The organism is Serratia sp. SM04 (assembly GCF_040280225.1).
Lineage (GTDB): Bacteria > Pseudomonadota > Gammaproteobacteria > Enterobacterales > Enterobacteriaceae > Serratia > Serratia sarumanii.
This window is the reverse complement of the sequence record NZ_JBEOQT010000021.1, coordinates 269,935-294,386: the sequence shown is the minus strand read 5'-3', so window position 1 is coordinate 294,386 and position 24,452 is coordinate 269,935. Positions and strand designations below refer to the sequence as shown.

The window sequence follows — 24,452 nt, the reverse complement described above, 5'->3', positions numbered from 1 at the left end:
AATTTCACGGCACAGAGGAGCCCACATGTCCAGCACTGCCAGCGTCAGGTTACGCCCATTGGAACGGGACGATCTGTCGTTCGTCCACCAGATGGACAACAACGCCAGCGTTATGCGCTATTGGTTTGAAGAACCTTACGAAGCCTTTGTCGAGCTTTCCGATCTCTACGACAAACACATCCACGATCAGAGCGAGCGCCGCTTTATCATCGAGCACGAAGGCGCCAAGGTCGGCCTGGTGGAGCTGGTGGAGATCGATCACATCCACCGCCGCGCAGAGTTCCAGATCATCATCGATCCCGCCCACCAGGGCAAAGGCTATGCCAGCACCGCCGCCCGCTTGGCGATGGACTACGGCTTCTCGGTGCTGAACCTGTACAAGCTGTACCTGATCGTCGACAAAGAGAACCCGAAGGCGATCCACATCTACAGCAAGCTGGGCTTCAACGTGGAAGGCGAGTTGATCGACGAGTTCTTCGTCAACGGCGAATACCGCACCGTGCTGCGCATGTGCATCTTCCAGCCGCAATACCTGGCGAAGTTCAAAACGCCCAATGATAAGCCGCTGGTGAAGTGACAATTAGCGAGAAAAAAGAGAAAACCCGCGCAGGCGGGTTTTTTATTGGGAAATAAGTGGCTAGTATTAAGGCATGCTATTTTATCGTCAGGAAATAGCCTGATGAATACGGAAATAAATAATATTTCCCGAGATAATTAATCGAACAATAATTAATGGTGATAGTAAGAGTTACCCTCTGCCTCTACAAAGGAAAAATATAATGACGACCATCTCAAACCTGCTGCTTTTTATCGGTCTGGTCATGTTCGCCATAACCGCCGGCCTGAATACCTATAGCGGCTACGCGCCTGCAGATCCCAATAGCGCCCCTCTGTTTTCCCCGCTCTGGTGGACGCGCTGGTTCCCGCTCTATGCCTCGGGCGGTGTGTTGTTGCTGGTGGGGTTGGTGCTGCGGGTTTCGGGGCGGGGACGATAAAAACCCAATTTCATCGTAGATATTGCAGAGCGATATATGCACCATATTCATTATCAAAGCGAATATTTCTGCAATGTGTATATATTGCAAACCGAATTATTTTAAAGTGACAATAAAATCAATGTATTACTTTTTGATTACTGCGTAATAAAAAACCCACTTTTGCGGGCTTTTTATCACCTGTTAACAGCTTATCATGCTACAGATAGTATCAGTAACTACGTCCAATCTTGGTAGCCGTCTTCATCAATCCAGACAAGACCACCAGGGCATTCCTCTTCATAGAACCAAATGTCTTCATTTTTTGTTTTCCATTCCTCTTCTGTCTTAGGGAATACAGATTTGTAATGTGTTACCTGTTCTTCAATGTCTCCCTCAAGGAATTGGCCATGTTTACCTAACCTTACTCTCCCTTCAGTCATAAGGTGATGAATTAAATCGAAAAAATAGTTTTTCTTTTCTTCGTAGGACAATGTATTCCTATCAAAATTATCAGCTCTCATAGCTGACCATACGGTTCCAATGGAAGCACCGTCCAACTCTTCACTAAACAGTTTGTATTGATCCTCGCTATACAACATGGTTGCCCTCATCGAAATTTGATTTCTACTCTTTTTTTCACTTTACCTTGAAGCGCATTCAGGTGTTCATGATCTATGATATCAATCGTCCAACGTGCTTTGGTATCTTCCTTGCTACTTGAAACACTCCTAAGAGTTAATTTCTCACCTGTTTTTTCATTTAAAACCACCGTCCATAGTGCATCTTTTCTAACTTCTATTAATGGTTTCCCCCCGGTAAGAGATTGCGCATAATCGAAAATCGCCTGTTTCGATAAATTCTCAGTGGCAAACACTTTTGTATTACCTTGCTTGTTGCCGCCACCCCCACCTAACACCTGCTCGAACTGCTGACCAAACACGTTTAGCTTACTTTCGTTCTGTTTCGGATCAAACACCTTGACCAACTGGTTAGTGTTAACCTTCTGTATTTCCCGCAAATAATCTGCCGTTTTAGTCGACAAATTCGCCCCGGCTGCTGTTTCTCCTTTGATAAAATCGGCAACCGGCTGAGTGTTGAACGTTTTTGTTTTGTATAATTCATCGGAAGCGTTCACCAGCTGTCGGCTCAACTTCCTCACGCTGTCTTCGGTCTTACCCAAAATCAATGTGCTGCCGGTGGTTATGGCGCCAGTACCAATAATCGCCTCTGGAGCCACAATATCCGCCGCATAAATACCGGCTTGATTCAGACAAAGAGCGGGGTTGGTTTTACAGCCGGCAATCGCCAATCGTGCCGCCAGAACCAATTCTGGCGCAGCTCCCACCAGCGTCATTCCCCCCGCAGCAAGTACCAGACCGCCGCCACCTACGGTCGCCACTATTGCGGCAGCTTCTCGGCGAGCCACAACACGTTTTGCCGCAGCAACATCACCTTTATCAGCGGCCAAAATGTCTTTCTGATTATCCAGCGCATACTGCATCAACATATGTTCGGTCATGTTGTAGCGATAAACCGACTGCGCGCTGTCCGCAGCACTGTAGGCGCCTTCCGGCGTATGCGTTGTCAACGCCCCGGTCAAAGCCCCGATCACTCGTGCCGTTTGCTCTTTTACTTCATTGCCGTTTAGCGCTTCCTGCAGACGGTAGAGCTGGCGTTCCTTTTCGTTGAGATTGGCCGGTTCGAACAGCGTGCTCTGCATCACGACCCCGGCCAGCTTCGCCGCCAGCGCCCCGGCAGCAGCCCCTTTACCGTCGCCGCGCCCAATTTCCGCGGCGATGCCCGCCACAACCGCATGGCTGACTGACTTCCCGGCCGCACCCAGAACGTCGCCGTTATCCCCGATCAGGTTGGCGCCCTCGGCCTGAACCTGGCTGCCGATATTCGCCAGCAGCGCATTGGTCAGGTTGTCTTTGAAGCTACCACCGTTAATGGCGGTATTCAGGCTGGAGCTGATGACCGATTGCCCCGCTACACGCTGAGCAATCTTGCTCCAGTCGCCGTTGCTCAACTGCGGCAGTTTAACGTTGTTTGGATTAAGCGGTTTGCCCACCGCGTCCTATCGGCGTTTATATGGAATACAGCATCAAGAGAAAACGGCTCCGAAGAGCCGTTCATGGAAAAAAATATTACCGAATTACAGTATTACTTACACTGTTCCAGTAACCCAAGTAGCTCCATGTCATAAAGCAAGTCGCTTTTTTCTTCTTCGCTAGCATCCAGCAGTAACTCTTCTAGAGATCTATCCTTTAATATGTCCGATATGTTATTTCTAATATTAATTTCTACCCCCTCTGGCCCTCTACCAGCCATTAAAACAAGCTTAAATACATTTAACATTAGATTTTCTATAGGTATAAAAGGTACATACTCATATTGATATGATGCATATCCTATTTCTATACCGTCATACGAAGGCTTCTCGCCTGACTTATTACTCGTATCTAAAATATTTCGGCAACAACCGTAGAAACAGTCTAAAAAATCAGTTCGTATATCCTTATAGCTCATACGTTCGTCATCTATCATTTCAACCTCCGAGGTATCAGCAGTATATTATTGTTATCGATCACTTCCACCTTGACTCCTGGGTATTTTTTCTGAAACTGTTCCACGACACCAAGGCAACTGTCGCAAGCTACACGCTCAGTAAAAATGGTAACCTTTCCCTTAGCGGTAATGTTCGCCCCCAATTTATCAGCCAGATTATCCAAAATTTTATATTCAGAATCCAGGTTTCTGGGGATTGGGTTACCGTCACTATTCTTGATCGTTTCATATGTGAAGTTTCCCCCACCTTTCCCAACAAAACTTTTTTCAGCCTTGTCTATACGGCTATGTGCCGCAAGAGTTTTCGGCATGCCTGGGATATCGATTTGTGCAACTGCGGCATTCCCCATCTTCCTGATATTTTGAGAAAACGGCGCTCTAGCATCCAATACCTGCTGCCTAAACGCAGCAGCCTGTTGAACGGTCTTCTCATTGACCAGATACCCTTTCCAGGCGCTGGTTGGCCCTACCAGTTTGGATGACAGGTACTGGTTGCCGACGTTCGCTTTACCCATACCGGCAAACGTGCTGGCAATAGAGACCGCCATCACCGAGGCATTCACCCAGTCCGGCGACCACCCGGTCAACTTGCTGATTTGTTCTATCTGCTGGTTGCGTGCAAACAGCTGGCCGTCGGTTATCTGGTCGCCCAAATCATACGTGAATAACTTTTCGCTGTCATAGCCGGCAAACGCCGGATAGTTGCCGAAGCGCTGGCGCTCTTTTTGTACCCAGTAATTGGCAATGAGGCCGTCTTCATCCCGCGTTGACGGGTACTTATTCATCAGGGCTTCAAACTGCTTGCGTTCGTCTGAGTTCAACGCCTCTTGCGTGGTGCAAGCTACTTTTCGGCATGAAGCCGCCATCAGACGCGCTTCTTTTTCCTTGTCACCCTTAGCCAACGCTTTAATGGCGTTGAGTTCTTCCTGATGCAACTGTCGATTAAAACGCTCGACAAACTCACCCGCATTTGCACCGCTGGTGGCACCTGCTGCTTTGGCGGTTACGATGGCCCCTGCAAAGGCGCCCGCTACGCGGCTGATTTGAGCCTGACGCTCTTGCCAGCCTTCACTTCTGACCAAATTATCATTGATGATCACCCCGGCCAGCTCCGCCGCCAGCGCCCCTGCCGCTGCGCCTTTGGCATTGCCCTTGCCGATTTCTGCGGCCACGCCCGCTAGAACGGCATGGCTTACGGCTCGGCCCGGTATATTGAGAACCTGACCGTTATCCCCGATCAGATTGGCGCCCTCGGCCTGAACCTGGCTGCCGATGTTCGCCAGCAGCGCATTGGTCAGGTTGTCCTTGAAGCTGCCACCATTGATGGCGGTATTCAGGCTGGAGCTTATGACCGATTGCCCGGCCACCCGCTGCGCCACCCTGCTCCAGTCGCCGTTGCTCAGCTGCGGCAGTTTGACGTTGTTTGGATTGAGCGGTTTGCCCGCCGCGTCCTTGCTCCAGCCCATCGCGCTGTCGAAACCGTTGAGCGCGCCGCCGATCGCCATCGCCGTGGCGGTCGCCTTGACGTTCTCATTGCTGCCCAGCGCCTGCAGGGTTTTCGACAGGTTGCCCCGATTCTCCACCAACGCCACCGCCGCCTGGGAGGCCAGCGAAGACATCCCGGCGGTGACCGCCCCGCTGGTTACCGCCCCGCCGCCCACGGCGCCGGAAACGCTGGAGGCCGCCGTGGCCGCCAGTGAACTGCCTGCGGTCACCGCCGCGGCCGCGATGGCGATCACCGCCGCCACCGCCGGGTTCAGGTGCTGGCTCTTGTAATCCCAGCTGTCGTAAGCGTCTTTGACCTTGCTCCACTGCACGTCGTTGCGCTTGTTCAGATCTTTGACCCAGGTGGTGCCCGGCGTATTGCCCAGGGCGTCGATGGCGCTTTGCAGCGCCTGGCCGTTTTTCACCTTCACATCGGCGCTGACGCCCTTGGCGGCCTCTACGGTCAAGGCGCCACCGGTATGAATGCTCGGCAGCACCCACTTATTGTCTTCGTACCCTTTATTGGCCTGCTTGATAAAGAAGCCTTTCGAATTGCTGACGGTCTGTTCGAAAGAGGTGTTTTTCACCGCGCGGAAGTTAACCTGGCCACGGGAGCTGGTCAGGCGTGCGTTTTGCCCAGCGGCGATTTTGCTGGCTTCATAGGTGCTGTCGTCGCGGCTCATCAGCGTGATATTGCCGGCGGCGGTAAACTCGGTAACCTTGTTGGTCACGTCATGGCGGGTCTGCTTAACCTCGGTTTTCTTGCCCCACCATTTGCGCTTGGTTTCCTTTTTCTCGAAGTGGCTGGACTCTTCCATCGCCTGGGCGTAGAGATAGCCGCCCTTGGCGGCGATATCCAAGGAACCGGTGCGGATCGCCAGTTCACGATTTCGAGCATCTTCCTGCTCTTTACGTTGTCTTTCCGCATCATGTTGGCGCTGTTTTGCTGCCAGAGCCACGTTAAGTTGATTTTCGGCATCATTTTTTTCTTTCGTCTGTTGTAGAGTCTGCTGCTGGGCCTGGTCAAATGCATGTTGGGATGCATTTAGCGCACTTTGCGCGTTATTTATCGCATTCTGGCGGTCTATTAAACGCTGACGAATCTTGTCATATTCTTCTATGGTCGCTTCTTTTATCGCGTTACCGACTTTGACGCCGTCTTGAGTCGGTGCAGTGACATCTCCCCATTGAAGGACATTATTAACAAACGCCCGGCCCCCTTCTCGTAATAACCGCTCGAGGTGTGCCTGATTATCAATCAATGCCGAAGCGTCAAAGTGAACACCCCCTCCGCTATAAACCGGCACTGAAACGAACCGGGATGATGATGACGTAATTGGATGTGCGGCAGCATCAAATAACGACAAGGTATCAGGGTGCTGACGTGCGCTACCCAATGCGTGTTTACTTGCATTTAGTTGGTTTTCGGTCTTAGACCTATTATTTATCGTCTGTTCAAGTCGCTGCCTAGCCTCCTGAACCCGGCGTTCAGCCATTGAAAATGCAGAGTCAACCCCAGAAAGGTCGATAGAAATACCTATCTGTCCAAGTTGTCCCTTAGACAGGAGTTTGGTGGCCTGAAAGAGAATGCTGCCGCCGGCAATCACCGTCATAAGGCCGCCGGCATTCAGCTCGGTGCCCTGCTGAGTACGGGTTTCGGTGAACTCGTTGCCGCCCTCGCGGTAAGTGTGATTTTGCACCGCCTCGAAACGCATATCGCCGCCGGAGGTCAGCGTCATGTTGGCGCCGGAGGTCAGCCTGGCGCCGTAAGTCAGCAGTTGGTTATTCGCCGACGCGGTCAGGTTTTTACCCGCGCTGAGGGCTGTGACCACATGGCGGTCGTCTTTGTTGTTGTCGTTGGCGGCATCAATGGCGGAATAGGCCAGGTTCGACAACCATAGATTCTGCCCGGCCAGCAGCGTGATATTGCCGTTAGCGGAGAGCGCGCCACCCTGGGTGCCGATGTCGCGGGCCGAGTTAATCAGCAAATTGCCGCCGGCGTGTACCCGGCTACCCAGTTCAGGCGTGCGGGACACAGGGAAAAGCGCATTGAATCGGCCGTCAAGTTCACGGTAGTTAAGATCGGCGTTATGGGCGGCTAACAGCGTAACGTCCTTGTCCGCATTAATCTTGGCGCCGCGGAGCGCCAGATAGCCACCGCTATTGAGCAGAACCGAACCCGTTGCCCTCATTTGGCCACTGGCCAACAGCTGGTTGAAGTATTCCTGCCGTTTAGCCGGAGAAACCGGCCCCCCCAATAGCGCCCCCTCCAACAACGCGCTGTTTTTTACGATTGCAATGCTGCCGTTAGCCGTCATGGCGATATTGCGACTTTGCGGCGCCAGCAGCGTATTCAGCAACGTAATGGTACTGCCAGCCGTGAGAGACAGATCGCGTGAAGCCTCAAGGCTGCCCAACCAACGCGAACCGTCAGGGCGGAAGTAGTGAGGTTTCTCGCTGGAATGTATCTTTATCTCACCGTTTTTGGCGTTTAGCGTGACGTCCTGCCCTTTCAGCTCACTTTGCCAGGCGTCGATGGCGTTGACCGCCGTCAGAGACAGCTCTTTTCCGGCGGCCAAAATGCCTTGCCCAAGAACAATCCGATCTTCGGCAATCGCGGTGATATTGCCGTCGGCACGAATCGCATCAGTACCGACGATATTTTTGGCATGCAGCAGAACATTCCGTGCCTTTAGCGACTCTGGCCTGCCGGAGGTGACCACTTCATTCAGCTGATTTTCATGAGGCGTCGGCGTACTGATCTCTATCTTATTTTTAAAATCCGCAGTGAGATTATTGCCGGCGGTAATCGATGATTTTTGCTGCCCCTTTGCTCGCCAGACGACAAGTTCCTGCTGCTTGGTATAAGGCGCTTTTTCCGTGACATACAGCAGATCCCAATCTCCGGGAGGCGCATCTTCGTCACGGGCAAACGCCCCAACGCCAAACGTGTTCGTTCCCAGACGCCAGTACCGATCTTTCTGGCCGAGTTGAATGCTCTTTACGGTAAAATCGTTCCCCGTCAGGATCAGATCTTTGGCCGCGCTGATATTCGACTGATCGTTCCATAACGTTGTCGCGTTGATATAAGCGTTGTTGCCTGAATTTATCACCCCCGGCGCCTGCGATTTCACCAGAAGATACTCGTCTTTCCCCACATTAACCTTGTCGCCTTTCGACAGGTTGATTTCGCCAAACCAACTGCCGATGCCAAAGTCCTTCAGTTCAGGCTCCAGCAGCACAATAGCGTCAACACCTTGCCGTGAGTCGTAATAACTTCCTACCAAGGATTTATTGAACGCTTTAGAGTTAGCGGGAGTATTTTTCCAAACGGCTTGAACCTCTTGCCTGACATTGTTCAAATTCTCCGTGCGTATAACCAAGTCACCGCTGTTGGTCTGAATGCGTGCAGAGCGGTTTTCTATCTGTTTGGCTTTATTCCCCTGAGCGTCTTTCTGAATCCAGAGATTATTGTTGCTATGCAATGCGGTGTTGTCGCCATCACGTAGTGCCACATTGCGTACCGTATCGGCAAACACCCGCATATCGCGATGCGCCGTAACATTGCCGTTGTTATTGAGCGTATCGGCAGCCATTGTCACGTCACGTTCACCGCGCACCTTAACGCCCGATGAGATATGAATTTCCCTGGCGCTGGCGTTCAAGTCTGTCGCTGCCTGTGTATTGCCCAACTCAATCCGCCCGCTAACGCTCAGCGTAATATCCCGCTGTTTGCTGGTGAGGTCTTTCAGGTTAACCCCCACCCCATTATCGTTGGCCACCAGGCGGATTTTGTTGGCGTACATGCCGCCCAGTGCCTTGGTGTCCACCGCCAACACTGGTTTGGCGCCTTCGCCGGCGATCGGCTTGATGGTGCCGTCTTTAAAACTGATGCGGTTAGCGCCCTGGGTCAGCGACAGGTTTTGCGCGTTGATTTTGCCGTTCAGCTCGGTGGCGCGGCTGATGATGTCAACATAGTCGGCGCCGCTGCCGTCCAGCCCTTTACCGCCGATGGTGACGCCGCCTTTTTTCACCTCCAGCGCCTCCAGCGCGCCCTGCTTGTCGAACTGCGGTTTGCCGGTGGTCAGCGTCACGCCCGGCGCGTTAATAAAGCCGCAGCCGTTGCAGGTGATGCCATTCGGGTTGGCGATCATCACGTTGGCCTTACTGCCGAACACCTCGAGCTTGCCCTGCAGCTCGGAACGACTGCCGCCGATCACCTCATTAATGATCAATTCCGCCGGCTTTCCCTTCAGGTAGGTGTTGCCCTGCGCGCTGTAGATTTCCACGCCCAGCTGCGTTTTGCCCCCGTGCGTGGCGTTATTCAATACGGCGCCCTGTGGCCCAACGTTGAAATCTTTATAGGTGTTGTGGGAGATACCCGCGCCGTTCGGCGTGGCGATATTCACCACCGGTACGTTGCCCGGCTTGATAACCACCTGCGTATTGCCGTTAGCGGCGGTAATGCCGGCGGCGAACGCCGGGTGCAACGGCTGGAAAGCCGTCAGGTAGATCAGCAAATAGCTGGCGCCCCGCGCCAAAGGGGAAGTGGACTTATCCATATTCATTCCTTCGAAAGGATGTTGTTTTGAACGCCGAGGCGCTCCTGCTGTGTGCTGGCGTTATAACGTGACGGTGGCTTGCCAGTAGGCCACCCAACGATCCGGTTGCAGGCTGCCTGGGTGCGTCAGCGGTTTACCGACGGTGACCGCCTGATTGAACCAGCGGCCGTTTAGCGTCGCGCTCAGCGCCGCGCCGGCGACGCTGCCGCCGTCTATCAGCCCGGCGCGCCCCTGCAACCAACCGGCGTCTAACGCGCCGGTGAAAGAAAGCTCTCCCAGCCCCGGCAACGTCCGCCATTGCCAGTTGAGTTCATTGCGCCAGTAGGCGCCGCGATTGCCGGTCAGGTACTGCTCTTTAAAGCCACGCACCGAGTATTGCCCGCCAATGGAAATGCGCTCGCCGGCATACAGGTTGTCTGCGCTGGTTTGCCCATAGGCCGAGGTCAGGTAATAGAGAGAGGGGGCGAGCGGATAAAAGTAGCTGGCGCTGAGGCCAAGCTTGCGGAACTCGCTGCGCGGCGCTCCGTCGCGCTCAGGATCGTCGGCGGTGGCGCCTAGCATGCGCAGCCCGCGGCTTACCGTCGGGTTCAGCGTCATATAGCCGCCGCCCGCAGCCGCACTGTAATTGAGGCCCAGGCTGGCGACGCTGAGCGTCGGGCTGCTGACGCCCAACCGTTCCCCCGCCAGCTTATTTTCCGTGGTACGCCGCGCCAGCCCGATATCGACGGCCAGCTTGCGTTTGCCATCCCGCAGCAACGTGCGGTTGGCGCCCAGACGCTGGGTCTGGTTGTTGCCCTGATAGCGGTAAGCCGCGCCGTTGAACGGCACCCGCTGGAAAAAATCGTTCCAGGCGTACTGGTAACTGAACAGCCAATAGCCGTAGGGTAAGGTGACGCCGCCGTTCAGGCTGCGGCTGCGGTAATGCGGGCTGAAATCGTTATTGCGCGCTGCGGAAAGCGACCATTGATCGGCGAGGCGCAGTGGGTTATCCAGCGTGAAGGCGGCGTTCATCTGCCCGGTGCCGGTGCTTCTCTGGCCGCTGTTATCGGCGCCGAAAGAGAAAGAGACCGGCGCGCGCCGGGCGCCACGCAGCAAAACCACGTTGGAAAAGCCGGGTTGTTCGCCGGGTTGAATATCGATAGCCACCTGTTGCGATGGCAGGCGGTTGAGCTGCTCCATGCCCTGCTCAATATCGCGCAGATTCAATACGTCGCCAACCAGGCCGGGAAACGCCATTTTCAGCGCCAGCGTCTGCTCGCCGTTCTGCGTGATGGACTCGATTCGCCCTTCGCTGGCGCTCACGGTCAACACGCCGCGGGAGATATCCTGCTCCTGTAGCCAGGCCTGCGAGGTGACATAGCCGCGTTGCAGATAAGCATTGGTGGTTTCGCGCACCAGACGGTTGATGTGCTCTAGCGTCAGGCAGCGCCCCTGATACGGGCGCGCCAGGCTTTCTTTTACCGACCAGGAAAGATGTTCGGCGCCCTGAAAAACGATCTGCCGCACCGGCTGGCAAACCGCCCCTGCGGCGGCCGACACAGGCAGCGGCAAGGCCGGCAACTCAACGTTATTTTGCAGCGCCTCGCGTTGCTGCTGCGCCTGTTCCAGCAACGTTTTCTGCTGCTGGGTAATGCTGTCGCGGTCAGCAGGGCTGGCGATCTCCGCACACCACGCCGGAGCGCAGAGCGCCAAGAGTGCAGGCCAAATCCCGGGCTTCCATGCACACATTTAAACACATCCATTTACGTTAGTTTACATAGCTTATCGAAGTATATACATTTTACGCCGGCGATCAATGATAATGAGAATTGTTTTTGTTTGATCGGGTTCACAACGTGGTTAAACATCAGGAATATATTTTGTCGAGCTTGCCGCCACATTTCCTGATGGCGGATATTATTAACACATGAATTAAAAACCTAAATAATTACCAATAATAAATTCAAGAGTTAAATAACACGCACAATATCGCTAAAAATAAAAAATAAAGTTTACAAAATTAACCCGCCGTCTTACCGTGATATTTTGTTTAATGCAATTATTCATGAAAGCCATAATTTACAACTAACCAATCAAGAACCTCGGACAACATCAGGATTTCCTAATGCCAGAACGTGATATAGAACTGTTTATTCGTGATTACGTTAATGATATCAAAGCTGGCAGCGCCGCGCTGTTTGCCGGCGCCGGGCTGTCCATACCCGCCGGTTTCGTCAGCTGGAAAGAGCTTATCGGCGATATCGCTTATGAATTGGGGCTGGATATAGAAAAAGAAAGCGACCTTATTTCTCTGGCTCAATATCATCTCAATGAAAAAGGCAACCGGCATAAGATAAATCAAAAAATAATTACAGAATTCGCTGAGCAAGCGGAAGAAACTGAAAATCATCGGATCATTGCCAGATTGCCGATAGCGTCACTCTGGACAACCAACTACGACGATCTGATTGAAAAAACCTATGCCCGTTATAATCGCGTCTGCGACGTTAAAACCACGCCGGAAAGTCTGACCAACAATATTCACAAGCGTGATGTTGTCTTATATAAAATGCATGGTGATTATAGAACCCCCAACCAGGCGATTATCACCCGCGAACAATACGAAACTTACTCCCGTACACACCTTCCTTTTATCAACATGCTGATGGCGGAGTTGACCGCCAAAACCTTCCTGTTTATCGGTTTCAGCTTTGAAGACCCCAACCTGCAATACGTATTGAGTCGCCTTTACGCGCAGTACGGCGAAGGGAAAAGAAACCACTACTGCATCATGCGGCGCGTTCAGCCTGGCGACAGCGGCAGCGAGGATCAGGCGTCTTATGATTACAACAGCCGAAAACAAAGCCTGATGATCAACGATCTGCGCCGTTACGGCATTCAAACGCTGCTGGTGGAGGACTATCGGCAAATCACCGACCTGCTGTATGCCATCGAAACGCAATTCAAGAAAAGCACGGTGTTTATCTCCGGCAGCGCCGACAACTACCACCCCTATGCCCGTGAAGAGTCCATCCAGTTCATACACCGCCTGGCGCGCCTGCTTATCCGCAAACAGTACCGCATCGTCAACGGCTTCGGTTGGGGCGTGGGCACGGCGGTGATCAACGGCGCATTGGAAGCCATTTACGCCAGCGGGGGGAAAATCAGCGAAAGCCAGCTGGTATTGCGCCCTTTCCCCCAATTCGCCAGCGGGAGCATTACGCTGCCGGCACTTTGGCACGAGTACCGCCAGAACATGATTTCGCTCAGCGGCATCGCGGTTTTTTTGTTCGGCAACAAGCGTAACGCCGAAGGCGAATGCGTGCTGGCCGATGGTTTATTGAAAGAGTTCCACATCGCTGCGGAACAAGGCTGCGTCTGCATTCCTATCGGTTGTACCGGCGGCGCATCCGCCGAGATCTACCGAAAAATCAAGGAGGAGATGAAAGACACCCTCTATCACCGCCATCCCGTCGCCATGAACCTGCTGGATCAACTTAACGAGCCGGGCAGCCTGGCGGAGAAGAAAACATGCCTGTTGGCACTTATCGATATCATTACTAAGGATAATCCTCGATGACCAGAAAATGTTTTTACAGTTTCCATTATGAGCCGGACAACTGGCGCGCTTCTCAGATACGCGAAATGGGCTCGCTGGAAGGTAACCGGCCGGCCACGGATAACGATTGGGAGGAAGTGAAAAAAGGCGGTGACGACGCCATCGCCGCTTGGATCAAAGGCCAGTTGGACAATCGGAGCTGCGCCGTGATTCTCGCGGGTAAAGATACCGCCAATCGCAAGTGGATCAACTTCGAAATCTGCGAAGCCTGGAAGAAAGGCATGGGCGTGCTGGTGGTGTATATCCATAACCTGAAAGACAGCGCCGGCGAACAAGCCCGAAAAGGCAACAACCCGTTGGATCATATCAAGCTGGGGGATAGAAAGCTTTCCGGAATCGCCAAAGCCTATGACCCGCCTTATTTGACCAGCGCCAATGTCTATAATCACATCAAGGAAAATCTGGCGGAGTGGGTAGAAGAAGCGATCCGCATTCGCGAAAATTACTGACGGCCGCCCTAAAGACGAAAGGCTGCATTATCCTGCAGCCTTTCGTTCGCTAGGGGTGCGGCACGTCGCTCACCCATACCGCCCGGTAATATAATCTTCGGTGCGGCGCTGGCGCGGCGAGGTGAAGATGGCGTCGGTATCGTTGTACTCCACCAGCCGCCCCTGATGAATAAAAGCGGTGTAGTCGGAGACGCGCGCTGCCTGCTGCATGTTGTGCGTCACCAGCACCACGCTGTAACGCTGTTTCAGCGCAGAAATCAGCTCCTCGATGGTCAGCGTGGAGATCGGATCCAGCGCCGAGGTCGGCTCGTCGAGCAGCAACACTTCCGGCTCGATGGCGATGGCGCGCGCGATCACCAGGCGCTGCTGCTGGCCGCTGGACAAGCGGAACGCATTTTCACGCAGCCGATCCTTCACCTCATGCCACAGCGCGGCGGCGCGCAGCGAACGCTCCACCGCTTCATCCAGCAAGCGCCGGTCGCGCACGCCCTGCAGCCGCAGGCCGTACACCACATTTTCATAGATCGATTTCGGGAACGGGTTCGGCCGCTGGAACACCATGCCCACCCGCCGCCGCAGCGCCGCCACGTCGATCTGCGCGCCGGAGATCGTCGCGCCGTTCAGCTGCAGATCGCCCTCGATGCGGCAGTTGTCCACCAGATCGTTCATGCGGTTGAAACAGCGCAGCAGCGTCGATTTGCCGCAGCCCGAAGGGCCGATCAGGGCCGTCACCCGGTGCTTCGGAATGCGCAGCGAAATGTCGTGCAGCACCTGTTTGTCACCATAAAACAGGTTCAGTCCGTTGACCGCCAGCGCGGTCTGTTCATCGTCGAGATGCTGGACATCCAGCCGGGGCAAACTGCCTGGCGTCATCAAACCCATTACGCACTCCCCAAAAATAGCGTCATTGTTACTGCGACCATGCTCGGTACCGCTCCCTCAGCGAATGGCGGATACCCATCGCCGCCAGATTCAAACTCACCACGATCGTCACCAGCAGGAAGGCGGTGGCGAACACCAGCGGCCGCGCCGCCTCTACGCTCGGGCTCTGGAATGCCATATCGTAGATCTGGAAGCTCAAATGCATAAACTTCCGCTCCAGGTGCAGATACGGGAAAATCTCGTCCACCGGCAGCACCGGCACCGATTTCACTACCCCCACCAGCATCAGCGGCGCCGTCTCCCCGGCGGCGCGCGCCACCGCCAGAATCAGGCCGGTCATCATCGCCGGCGCCGCCATCGGCAGCACGATGCGCCACAGCGTCTCGGCCCGGCTGGCGCCCAGCGCCATCGAGCCCTGCCGCAGCGAGGTGGGAATGCGCGACAGCCCTTCCTCGGTGGCGACGATCACCACCGGCAGCGTCAGCAGCGCCAGCGTCAGCGCCGCCCACAGCACACCGGGCGTGCCGAAGGTCGGGTTGGGCAAGGATTCAGGATAGAACAGCTGGTCGAGCGTGCCGCCTATCATATAAACGAAAAAGCCGAGGCCGAAGACGCCGTAGACGATCGAGGGCACGCCGGCCAGGTTCACCACCGCGATGCGGATCACCCGCGTCAGCAGATTGTTGCCGGCATACTCGTGCAGATATACCGCCGCGATCACGCCAAACGGCATCACCACGATCGACATCAGGATCACCATCAACACCGTGCCGAAAATGGCCGGGAACACCCCGCCTTCGGTATTCGCCTCGCGCGGGCTGTCGGTGAGGAACTTCTTCACCTGCTCGCCCCAGTGCGCCAGCTTCTCGCTGGTGTTCATGGCGTTCGGGTACCAGGCATCGCGCACCTGGCTGAGCGGAATGGTCAACGTCTGGCCATGCATATCGCGCAGCAGCAGCGCATCGCGCTGGCGATCGCGGTTCAGCCCCGCCAGGCGTTCGGACAGCAGCTGGTATTGCCGCTGCAGCTCCAGCCGCTCGGCCTTGATGGCGTCCTGCGCGCGGGCATCCAGCTTATCGTCGCGCTGCAGGCGCTTTTCCCGCAGCCGCAGCGCGTCAAACTGCTGATTGATGCGCGCCATATCGCGAAATTGAATGTCGTGCGCCTGGCGCGAGAGCGCGGCGATTTGCGGCAGCCGCTGCTGCAACGCCTGCCCCAGATTGCGGCCGGTCAGCGGTTGCCCGTCCTCCAGCAGCCCCGCCAGATAGCCGTAAGCGGTGCCGTGGCTGTCGCGCTCCAGCACCAGCAGGCTGCGCGGCGTGCTTTGGCTGCCGATGTCGCTGGCCAGCAAGGTGCGGAAATCCTGCCCTTCACGCTCGCGGTTACCGACCTTGATCAGATAACGTTCGACGCTTTGCGCCTCGCCCGGCGGCGTCACGCCCGCTTCCGTTAGCTGGCGGCGCGAAATGCTTTGCTGTTGATACAGCTCGCCGATCACCGTCACCGGCCCGGCGCCGTTCTGATTCAGCTCGAACTGATAAACCGGGCTCGGCCAGAAATAGCGCATCCCTTGCCCGGCCAACAGCAACAGAATGCCGATCAGCGCCAACAGGCTGACGGCCACCGAACCGGCGGTGAGCCAAATCCACGGCGACCCGCTCTTCACCCAGTTCTTCATGGCGCCTCCTGATTCGGCGTGTAGCGCTTGCGCAGCCGCAGGCGCACCGCCTCCGCCAGCGTGTTGAACACGAAGGTGAAGATAAACAGCACCAGCGCGGTCAGGAACAGCACGCGGTAATGGCTGCTGCCGGAGACCGCCTCCGGCATTTCGATGGCGATATTGGCCGCCAGCGCTCGCAGCCCCTGGAACAGGCTGCCGTCGATAATTGGCGTATTGCCGGTGGCCATCAGCACGATCATGGTTTCCCCCACCGCGCGGCCAAAGCCGATCATCAGCGCGGAGAAAATCCCGGCGCTGGCGGAAGGCAGCACCACCTTGATCACCGTCTGCCATTGGGTGGCACCCAGCGCCAAAGAGCCCTGGCTCAGGGTGGCCGGCACGCTGAACAGCGCGTCCTCCGCCAGCGAGAAGATGATCGGCACCAGCGCAAAGCCCATCGCCACGCCCACCACCAGCGCATTGCGCTGGTCGTAATTATCCCCCAGCCAGAAATGCAGCGGCTCACCGAACAGCGCCGCCTCCAGCCGCGGCCCCAGGCTGAGCGCCAGCCACACCGTCAACGCCAGCAGCGGCAACAGCAACAGCAGATCGACACCTGGCCGGCAGCGCGGCATAAAGCGGTGGGTCAATGCGCCGCACAGCAGCACCGCCGCCGCCAGCAGCAGCGGCAACGCCAGCACCGCCAACAGGTATTGCTCGATGATCGGCGCCAGCCAAATGCCGGCCACCAGCCCGATCACCACCGTCGGCAACGCGCCCATCACTTCGATAGCCGGTTTGATCACCCGCCGCAGCCCCGGCGTCATAAAATAAGCGGTATAGATAGCGCCGGCCAGCGCCAGGGGAATGGCAAACAGCATCGCGTAAGCCGCCGCCTTGAAGGTGCCGAAGATTACCGGCATCAAACTGAATTTGGGTTGGTAGCTGTCTTCACCGGAGGTGGACTGCCAGACGTAGGCCGGCTGCGGGTAGTTCTCATACCACACCTTGCCCCACAGCGAACGCCAGGTGACGTCCGGATACGGATTGTCGAGCGCATAGCGCTGCCAGCCCTGCGCGCTCTCCAGCAGCAGGCCATCGCCGCGCGGCGCGAACGCCATCTGCCGCACCTCGGCGCCCAAGCGGGCATTCAGCAGCGGCTGCGGCTGAATGGCGGAGAACAGCGAAAAACCGCCGTCGGGCCGCAGAGTGGCGAACACCCGGCGGTAAGGCTCGGCCACCGTCAGCTCCCGCCCGTCGGCGCCGTGGTCGAAATGCTGCACCGGCGTCAGGCGCCAGCGCTGCTCTTTTTCTACTTCGAACCACTCGCGCAGATTGCCGTCGGCGCCCTTGATCAGCAGCGCGCTGCCGCCAGGCAGCGCCGTCATCTGATACGGGGCATGTTCGCCAAGGGTACGCGTTTCACGCAGCTGCAGCTGCGCGCCGTCGATCTGATAACGCGCCAGCCGGTTGCCGGTCAGCAGGTAAAGCTGGCGGCCATCCGGCGTCAGCACCAGTTGCTCAGCATCATGTTCCAGCGGGCGCTCGCTGAACTGCGGCGGCCGGTCGGGGCTGAAACGGCCGAACACTAGGCGCCGATCGTCGGTCACCCCGGCCAGCAGATACTGCCCGCGATGCGCATCCGCCAGCGTCATCAGTTTCAGCGGCTTGCGCTGTGGATCCAGCGCCAACGGCTGCTGCCCGAGCGGGAACAGCCACTGCGGCCGGCCGGTCTCCGCCGTCGCGAAATCCGCGCGCGCCACCACCAACCGGCCATCGGCCTGCGCCAGCGCAAACAGATCGCGCTCTCCGGCGGCCTGCGCGAGCAGCGCCGGCTTGGCCAACAGCGTCTGCTGCGCCAGCGGCGCCTGGGGCTGGCCGTTCGGGGTCGGCGTCAGGCGATAAAATTGCCCCGCGCCCTGCGCGTCAATGCGGTAACCAACGCGCTGCTGCACGTCCATGCCCAGCGCCAGCGCCGGGGCCGACGCCGCGATCGGCAGCGGCTGCGCCTGGCCGAGCGAGGCCGGTTTGAACAGCGGCAGCACCGCAAACAGCAGATAAACGAAGATCAGCATCAACGTCATCAGCACCATCAGCCCGCTGGCGGTCACTGCCGCCTGCACGCCGCGGTCGATGCGCCCGCGCATGCGATCTCGGGGATGTTGATTGGCCGTCGTCTGTGTCATGTGTCTCGCTGTCGCTGATGTAATCGGGCTTGCGCCGTAAGATAACCGGGCATCTTATGTCAGTTTTATGACGTTTGCATGACAAAGTTACCCTGCTTTGCCCAGGTTTTTTACACTGCAAACAGACAATATGGCGTCGGTATATTGCTGAAAAATGAACGTAAACACGCTTAATATCACCAAAAATGAGCCTGCTAATCGTCATTTCATGCTACTCACTTCACTGCCGGGCGTCCCGCCTCGGCGAAAATTTATTGCCGCCGAAAAATGCCGCGCGCCAACGCAATGGATATGTTGGACTTTCCTGTCAATCTCTCGCAATAATGATCAAGGACACTAGAGCGGCATCCGGGCGCTGCGTCCCGGATCCTATTCTAAATTTGAACTGGAGTGGCAATGGGTCAGGAAAAGCTCTACATCGAAAAAGAACTAAGCTGGTTATCCTTTAATGAACGCGTGTTGCAGGAAGCCGCAGATAAGAGCAATCCCCTGATTGAACGTATGCGTTTTCTGGGCATTTACTCCAACAACCTCGACGAATTCTATAAAGTCCGCTTCGCCGATCTCAAACGGCGCATCCTGATCAGCGAAGAGCAAGGCTCCGCCGGCGCCTCGCGCCACCTGCTGAAAAAGATCCAGGCCAAGGTGCTGAAAACCGATCAGGAGTTCGACGGCCTGTACAACGATCTGCTGCTGGAAATGGCGCGTAACCAGATCTTCCTGATCAACGAACGCCAGGTGTCCGAGAACCAGCAAATCTGGCTGCGGCAATATTTCAAACAGCATCTGCGCCAGCACATCACGCCGATCCTGATCAATCACGACACCAATCTGGTGCAGTTCCTGAAAGACGATTACACCTATCTGGCGGTGGAGATCATCCGCGGCGCGCGCATCGACTATGCGCTGCTGGAGATCCCGTCCGACAAGGTGCCGCGCTTCGTCAATCTGCCGCCGGAAGCGCCGCGCCGCCGCAAGCCGATGATCCTGCTGGACAACATTCTGCGTTACTGCCTGGACGATATCTTCAAGGGCTTCTTCGACTACGACGCGCTCAACGCCTACTCGATGAAAATGACCCGCGACGCGGAGTACGATCTGGTGACCGAAATGGAATCCAGCCTGCTGGAACTGATGTCCTCCAGCCTGAAACAGCGCCTGACCGCCGAGCCGGTGCGCTTCGTGTATCAGCGCGACATGCCGAACGAAATGGTGGAACTGCTGCGCGGCAAGCTGGGCATTTCCAACTACGATTCGGTGATCGCCGGCGGCCGCTACCACAACTTCAAAGATTTCATCAGTTTCCCGAACGTCGGCAAGGCCAACCTGGTCAACAAGCCGCTGCCGCGCCTGCGCCACATCTGGTTCGACGGTTTCCGCAACGGCTTCGACGCCATTCGCGAAAAAGACGTGCTGCTCTACTATCCGTACCACACCTTCGAGCACGTGCTGGAGCTGCTGCGCCAGGCGTCGTTCGATCCGAGCGTGTTGGCTATCAAGATCAACATCTACCGGGTGGCGAAAGATTCACGCATTATCGAATCGATGATCCACGCCGCGCACAACGGCAAAAAAGTCACGGTGGTGGTCGAGCTGCAGGCGCGCTTCGACGAAGAAGCCAACATTCATTGGGCGAAGCGCCTGACCGAGGCCGGCGTACACGTGATCTTCTCCGCGCCGGGCCTGAAAATCCACGCCAAACTGTTCCTGATTTCACGCCGTGAAGGCGATGAAATTGTGCGCTATGCTCATATCGGCACCGGCAACTTTAACGAAAAAACCGCGCGCATCTACACCGACTATTCGCTGTTGACCGCCGACTCACGCATCACCAACGAGGTGCGTCGGGTGTTCAACTTTATCGAGAACCCCTACCGGCCGGTCACCTTCGACAACCTGATGGTGTCGCCGCAGAACTCGCGCCTGAAGCTGTATGAGCTGATCGACAACGAAATCGCCAACGCCCAGGCCGGGGAACAGGCCGGCATTATGTTGAAAATTAATAATCTGGTGGATAAAGGGCTGGTAGATCGGTTATATACCGCGTCCGGCGCCGGCGTGAAGATCCGCCTGCTGGTGCGGGGCATGTGTTCCCTGATTCCCAACCTGCCGGGGATCAGCGACAATATTCAGGTGATCAGCATCGTCGATCGCTTTTTGGAACACGACCGGGTTTACGTTTTCGACAATAAAGGTGACAAACGGGTGTATCTGTCCTCCGCCGACTGGATGACCCGCAACATAGATTACCGTATCGAAGTGGCGGTATCTCTGCTGGATCCGGCGCTGAAACAGCGCGTTCTGGACATTCTGGAGATCCTGTTCAGCGATACGGTCAAGGCCCGTTATGTGGATAAAGAACTGAGCAACCAGTACGTGCCGCGCGGCAACCGCCGCAAAGTGCGTGCCCAGGTGGCTATTTACGAGTATTTAAAAGCTCTGGAACAACCAGGACAGTAGGCCAGCAACTATGCCGCTAAAAAACACTGCAACGAACAAACCGCAGGAAATCGCCGCCATCGACCTCGGGTCGAACAGTTTCCACATGGTGATCGCCCGCGTCGTCAACGGCGCCTTACAGGTATTGGGCCGTTTAAAACAGCGGGTGCATCTCGCCGACGGATTGGACAGCAACAACGTACTCAGTGAAGAGGCGATAGAACGCGGCCTGGCCTGCCTGGCGCTGTTTGCCGAACGGCTGCAGGGCTTCCCGGCGGATAACGTCACCATCGTCGGGACGCACACCCTGCGTCAGGCGGTGAACGCCGAAGTGTTCCTCAAGCGCGCCGCCAAAGTGATCCCCTACCCGATCGAAATCATCGCCGGTCAGGAAGAGGCGCGTCTGATCTTCATGGGCGTGGAGCACACTCAGCCGGAGAAAGGCCGCAAGCTGGTGATCGACATCGGCGGCGGATCCACCGAGCTGGTGATCGGCGAAGACTTCGAGCCGCTGCTGGCGGAAAGCCGCCGCATGGGCTGCGTCAGCTTCGCCCAGCTGTTCTTCCCGGGCGGCGAGATCAGCAAAAACAACTTCCGCCGCGCGCGGCTGGCGGCGGCGCAAAAATTGGAAACGCTGGCCTGGCAGTACCGCATTCAGGGCTGGCAGTACGCGCTGGGCGCCTCGGGCACCATCAAGGCCGCCCACGAAGTGCTGGTGGCGATGGGGGAAAAAGACGGTCTCATCACCCTGGATCGCCTGGAAATGCTCGCCGAACAGGTGCTGCAGTTCAAAAGCTTCAGTTCGCTGAGCCTGCCGGGGCTGTCGGAGGATCGCCAATCGGTGTTCGTGCCGGGGCTGGCTATCCTGTGCGGCGTATTCGACGCGCTGGCGATCCGCGATCTGCGCCTGTCCGACGGCGCGCTGCGCGAAGGCGTGCTGTATGAAATGGAAGGTCGCTTCCGCCATCAGGACATCCGCAGCCGCACCGCCAAGAGCCTGGCCGATCACTACAACATCGACCGCGAGCAGGCCAAGCGAGTGCTGGAAACCACCGAGCTGCTCTACTCGCAGTGGATGGCGCAAAACACCAAGCTGGCGCATCCGCAACTGGAAGCGCTGCTGAAATGGGCCGCCATGCTGCACGAGGTGGGGCTGAGCATCAACCACAGCGGCATGCACCGCCATTCGGCCTACATTCTGCAAAACTCCAACCTGCCTGGCTTCAACCAGGAACAGCAGCTGCTGCTGTCGGCGCTGGTGCGTTTCCACCGCAAGGCGATCAAGCTCGAAGAGCTGCCGCGCCTCAACCTGTTCAAGAAGAAGCACTACCTGCCGCTGATCCAGCTGCTGCGTCTGAGCACCCTGCTCAACAACCAGCGTCAGTCGACCACCACGCCGGAAACGCTGCGCCTGACCACCGACGACAACCACTGGACGCTGCGCTTCCCAGCCGGCTACCTGGCGCAGAACAACCTGGTGCAGCTCGATTTCGAGCGCGAGCAGGCCTACTGGAACGACGTCGTCGGCTGGAAGCTGCTGATCGAAGAAGAAGGCTCGCAAAACGAACAGCGCTCCGCCTGATCCCCCGCCCCCTGCCAGACAGGGGGTTTTTCTTTCCGCCCTCGCCCCGTCAACCTAAACGAAGCCCTAATACACCGCCCCGCACGCCGGAAAAAAATGGACAACTTTTGCCATCAGCGCCTAAAATCCGCTTACAAATTCTCGAGTGAATAACACAGGACACCGGCATACCGGGTGATATATGCGCAAGAAAACCACCGGACAGATGACGAAGATAGTGTTGTTTATCAGCTTTATCATTTTAGTCGGCCGACTGCTGTACGCCGCCGTGGTGGCGGTGCCTCATCATCAGGAAAAAAAGCAGGCCGCTGCGCAAAACGCCGCCGAAGTCAGCGCGCCGCAACAGGACGCCTCCTCTGAATAACCGCCGCACCCCGGCCGTTTCATAAAAATGACGCCGGCACCCGCTATGCTCTATCTTTTAATGAGCCTGCGTCAGGAACGCCGAGCGCCCGTAAAGGAACACCATGTCAGCCGCAACCCATAACGTCAAAAAAGTCGCTGAATACCGCCAGCGCATTCTCACTCTGCTGTTGAACAATAAGGAGTTGGTCGACGGCATTCTCGGCCGGCCAGGGGATGAACACGCCCTCAGCCAAAGCGAACTGCTGAACCAGACGGCGGAAATCACCGGTCTGTTGGACGATATGCACGCCGCCGACCTGGCGGACCTGCTGGAGGCGCTGCCGCAGGACGAACGTATGGCGCTGTGGCGGCTGGTGGGCAACAGCAAGCGCGGCCAGACGCTGGTGGAGGTCGCCGAACCGGTCTGGGACAGCCTGATCGAGGAAATGAGCGACAAAGACCTGCTCAAAGCGATCAAAACGCTGGACGTCGACGAACAGGCCTACCTGGCGCAATACCTGCCGCGTAACCTGATGGGCCGGTTGCTGACCTCGCTGGAGCCGGAGCAGCGCGCCCAGGTGCGCGAGATGAGCCAGTACGCCAAAGACAGCGTCGGCTGGATGATGGATTTCGAACTGGTGACGGTGCGGCCGGACGTCACGCTCGGCGCGGTGCATCGCTTCTTGCGCATGCGCAAAACCATTCCCGACGCCACCGATAAACTGTTCGTCACCGATCGCAAAAACACCCTGTTGGGCGAGCTGCCACTGACCGCAGTGCTGCTGAACGATCCGGAGATCCCGGTGCGCGAAGTGATGGACAGCGATCCCGCCACCTTTCAGCCCGAAGACAAGGCCGATGAAGCGGCCGGCGCGTTCGAACGTTACGACCTGATCAGCGCCCCGGTGGTTGACGCCAAGGGCAAACTGATGGGCCGCCTGACCATCGAAGAGATCGTCGACGCCGTCAACGAAGAGAGCGACACCAACCTGCGCCGCATGGGCGGTTTGAGCCCGGAAGAAGACGTGTTCGCCCCGGTCAGCAAGGCGGTCAAGACCCGCTGGGCCTGGCTGGCGATCAACCTCTGCACCGCATTCATCGCCTCGCGGGTGATCGGCCTGTTCGAACACACCATTTCCCAGTTGGTGGCGCTGGCGGCGCTGATGCCGATCGTCGCCGGCATCGGCGGCAACACCGGCAACCAGACCATCACCATGATCGTGCGCGCGCTGGCGCTGCACCAGATCGAAGTCGGCAACATCTCGCGCCTGATGCTCAGAGAGCTGGGCGTCGCCATCATCAACGGCGTGGTGTGGGGCGGCATCATGGGCGTCATCACCTGGCTGCTGTACGGCGACGCGGCGATGGGCGGCGTGATGACGCTGGCGATGCTGCTCAATCTGCTGCTGGCGGCGCTGATGGGCGTAGTGATCCCGATGACCATGCTCAAAGTGGGCCGCGATCCGGCGGTCGGCTCCAGCGTGCTCATCACCGCGCTGACCGATACCGGCGGCTTTTTCATCTTCCTCGGCCTCGCCACCCTGTTCCTGCTGTAATACGCGAAAAGCCGGCCGCGCGCCGGCTTTTTCGCCATTCTGTCGCCGGGTTTGCGTTAACGCAGTAAAGTCGGCCATCCCGGTAGGTTTTCCTCTCGCGCTGTACTACCCTTTGCCAATAAATCGTCTTAATTCATCCACGTCATGAATCAAATCACTGACA

Annotated in this window: 15 protein-coding genes and 1 pseudogene; 8 read left to right on the top strand and 8 right to left on the bottom strand. The window is 56.8% G+C overall.

Annotation, left to right across the window (positions count from 1 at the left end; all coding sequences use genetic code 11):
* Positions 1-25 precede the first annotated feature (25 nt).
* On the top strand, positions 26-577 hold the full coding sequence (gene speG / locus ABTW55_RS15810) for a spermidine N1-acetyltransferase (protein WP_004941631.1): 552 nt from the start codon (positions 26-28) through the stop codon (positions 575-577).
* A 202-nt stretch (positions 578-779) separates the two neighbouring features.
* Positions 780-995, top strand: a complete 216-nt coding sequence (locus tag ABTW55_RS15805) for a hypothetical protein (protein WP_039568432.1) — start codon at positions 780-782, stop codon at positions 993-995.
* A 218-nt stretch (positions 996-1,213) separates the two neighbouring features.
* On the opposite strand, the gene ABTW55_RS15800 is transcribed toward ABTW55_RS15805, so the two are convergent.
* From ABTW55_RS15800 to ABTW55_RS15780, 5 genes and pseudogenes are all read right to left on the bottom strand, one after another.
* The gene (locus ABTW55_RS15800; protein ID WP_049194996.1) at positions 1,214-1,576 is read right to left on the bottom strand and encodes a DUF596 domain-containing protein; all 363 of its coding nucleotides are present in this window, start codon (positions 1,574-1,576) and stop codon (positions 1,214-1,216) included.
* Between the two features lie 8 nt (positions 1,577-1,584).
* Positions 1,585-3,054 (bottom strand): annotated as a pseudogene (locus ABTW55_RS15795) (DUF637 domain-containing protein); the annotation flags it as partial.
* Positions 3,055-3,140: 86 nt separating this feature from the next.
* The gene (locus tag ABTW55_RS15790) at positions 3,141-3,524 is read right to left on the bottom strand and encodes a hypothetical protein (protein ID WP_043147815.1); all 384 of its coding nucleotides are present in this window, start codon (positions 3,522-3,524) and stop codon (positions 3,141-3,143) included.
* A complete protein-coding gene (locus ABTW55_RS15785; RefSeq protein WP_060423116.1) occupies positions 3,521-9,592 on the bottom strand; it encodes a DUF637 domain-containing protein in 6,072 nt (2,023 codons plus the stop codon). The genes ABTW55_RS15790 and ABTW55_RS15785 overlap by 4 nt, the downstream gene beginning before the upstream one ends.
* 60 nt (positions 9,593-9,652) lie before the next feature.
* Positions 9,653-11,320, bottom strand: a complete 1,668-nt coding sequence (locus ABTW55_RS15780) for a ShlB/FhaC/HecB family hemolysin secretion/activation protein (protein WP_060423119.1) — start codon at positions 11,318-11,320, stop codon at positions 9,653-9,655.
* A 376-nt stretch (positions 11,321-11,696) separates the two neighbouring features.
* Between ABTW55_RS15780 and ABTW55_RS15775 the strand changes: the two genes are divergently transcribed.
* Complete coding sequence (locus ABTW55_RS15775; RefSeq protein ID WP_049194856.1) at positions 11,697-13,151, top strand: SIR2 family protein; 1,455 nt, start codon at positions 11,697-11,699, stop codon at positions 13,149-13,151.
* The gene (locus tag ABTW55_RS15770) at positions 13,148-13,639 is read left to right on the top strand and encodes a TIR domain-containing protein (RefSeq protein ID WP_033635524.1); all 492 of its coding nucleotides are present in this window, start codon (positions 13,148-13,150) and stop codon (positions 13,637-13,639) included. Before ABTW55_RS15775 ends, ABTW55_RS15770 begins: the two co-directional genes overlap by 4 nt.
* Positions 13,640-13,708: 69 nt before the next feature.
* On the opposite strand, the gene pstB is transcribed toward ABTW55_RS15770, so the two are convergent.
* From pstB to ABTW55_RS15755, 3 genes are read right to left on the bottom strand one after another with little or no spacing between them, the layout of a single operon-like run.
* Positions 13,709-14,521: a phosphate ABC transporter ATP-binding protein PstB gene (gene pstB / locus ABTW55_RS15765; protein WP_049234954.1), complete on the bottom strand. Its 813-nt coding sequence runs from the start codon at positions 14,519-14,521 to the stop codon at positions 13,709-13,711.
* A gap of 28 nt (positions 14,522-14,549) precedes the next feature.
* On the bottom strand, positions 14,550-16,199 hold the full coding sequence (gene pstA, locus ABTW55_RS15760) for a phosphate ABC transporter permease PstA (RefSeq protein ID WP_033648825.1): 1,650 nt from the start codon (positions 16,197-16,199) through the stop codon (positions 14,550-14,552).
* Positions 16,196-18,367, bottom strand: coding sequence for an ABC transporter permease subunit (locus tag ABTW55_RS15755; RefSeq protein ID WP_060423121.1), 2,172 nt, complete (start codon positions 18,365-18,367; stop codon positions 16,196-16,198). The genes pstA and ABTW55_RS15755 overlap by 4 nt, the downstream gene beginning before the upstream one ends.
* A 396-nt stretch (positions 18,368-18,763) precedes the next feature.
* Between ABTW55_RS15755 and ppk1 the strand changes: the two genes are divergently transcribed.
* From ppk1 to mgtE, 4 genes are all read left to right on the top strand, one after another.
* Positions 18,764-20,827: a polyphosphate kinase 1 gene (gene ppk1, locus ABTW55_RS15750; protein ID WP_033648827.1), complete on the top strand. Its 2,064-nt coding sequence runs from the start codon at positions 18,764-18,766 to the stop codon at positions 20,825-20,827.
* 10 nt (positions 20,828-20,837) lie between these two features.
* Positions 20,838-22,388 carry an exopolyphosphatase gene (ppx, locus tag ABTW55_RS15745; protein WP_043147817.1) on the top strand — a complete coding sequence of 517 codons (1,551 nt, stop codon included), beginning with the start codon at positions 20,838-20,840 and terminating at the stop codon, positions 22,386-22,388.
* A gap of 181 nt (positions 22,389-22,569) precedes the next feature.
* Positions 22,570-22,752: a YfgG family protein gene (locus ABTW55_RS15740; protein WP_004941600.1), complete on the top strand. Its 183-nt coding sequence runs from the start codon at positions 22,570-22,572 to the stop codon at positions 22,750-22,752.
* 103 nt (positions 22,753-22,855) lie between these two features.
* Positions 22,856-24,289, top strand: coding sequence for a magnesium transporter (gene mgtE, locus ABTW55_RS15735; protein ID WP_033654569.1), 1,434 nt, complete (start codon positions 22,856-22,858; stop codon positions 24,287-24,289).
* Positions 24,290-24,452: the final 163 nt, after the last annotated feature.

Bases quoted from the DNA above. Each gene is read 5' to 3' on its own strand.
- ppk1 (WP_033648827.1), top strand. From the start codon at position 18,764: ATGGGTCAGGAAAAGCTCTACATCGAAAAAGAACTAAGCTGGTTATCC.
- speG (WP_004941631.1), top strand. From the start codon at position 26: ATGTCCAGCACTGCCAGCGTCAGGTTACGCCCATTGGAACGGGACGAT.
- ABTW55_RS15755 (WP_060423121.1), bottom strand. From the start codon at position 18,367: ATGACACAGACGACGGCCAATCAACATCCCCGAGATCGCATGCGCGGG.
- pstA (WP_033648825.1), bottom strand. From the start codon at position 16,199: ATGAAGAACTGGGTGAAGAGCGGGTCGCCGTGGATTTGGCTCACCGCC.
- ppx (WP_043147817.1), top strand. From the start codon at position 20,838: ATGCCGCTAAAAAACACTGCAACGAACAAACCGCAGGAAATCGCCGCC.
- ABTW55_RS15785 (WP_060423116.1), bottom strand. From the start codon at position 9,592: ATGGATAAGTCCACTTCCCCTTTGGCGCGGGGCGCCAGCTATTTGCTG.
- ABTW55_RS15780 (WP_060423119.1), bottom strand. From the start codon at position 11,320: ATGTGTGCATGGAAGCCCGGGATTTGGCCTGCACTCTTGGCGCTCTGC.
- ABTW55_RS15800 (WP_049194996.1), bottom strand. From the start codon at position 1,576: ATGTTGTATAGCGAGGATCAATACAAACTGTTTAGTGAAGAGTTGGAC.
- ABTW55_RS15740 (WP_004941600.1), top strand. From the start codon at position 22,570: ATGCGCAAGAAAACCACCGGACAGATGACGAAGATAGTGTTGTTTATC.
- ABTW55_RS15805 (WP_039568432.1), top strand. From the start codon at position 780: ATGACGACCATCTCAAACCTGCTGCTTTTTATCGGTCTGGTCATGTTC.
- mgtE (WP_033654569.1), top strand. From the start codon at position 22,856: ATGTCAGCCGCAACCCATAACGTCAAAAAAGTCGCTGAATACCGCCAG.
- ABTW55_RS15770 (WP_033635524.1), top strand. From the start codon at position 13,148: ATGACCAGAAAATGTTTTTACAGTTTCCATTATGAGCCGGACAACTGG.
- pstB (WP_049234954.1), bottom strand. From the start codon at position 14,521: ATGGGTTTGATGACGCCAGGCAGTTTGCCCCGGCTGGATGTCCAGCAT.
- ABTW55_RS15775 (WP_049194856.1), top strand. From the start codon at position 11,697: ATGCCAGAACGTGATATAGAACTGTTTATTCGTGATTACGTTAATGAT.
- ABTW55_RS15790 (WP_043147815.1), bottom strand. From the start codon at position 3,524: ATGATAGATGACGAACGTATGAGCTATAAGGATATACGAACTGATTTT.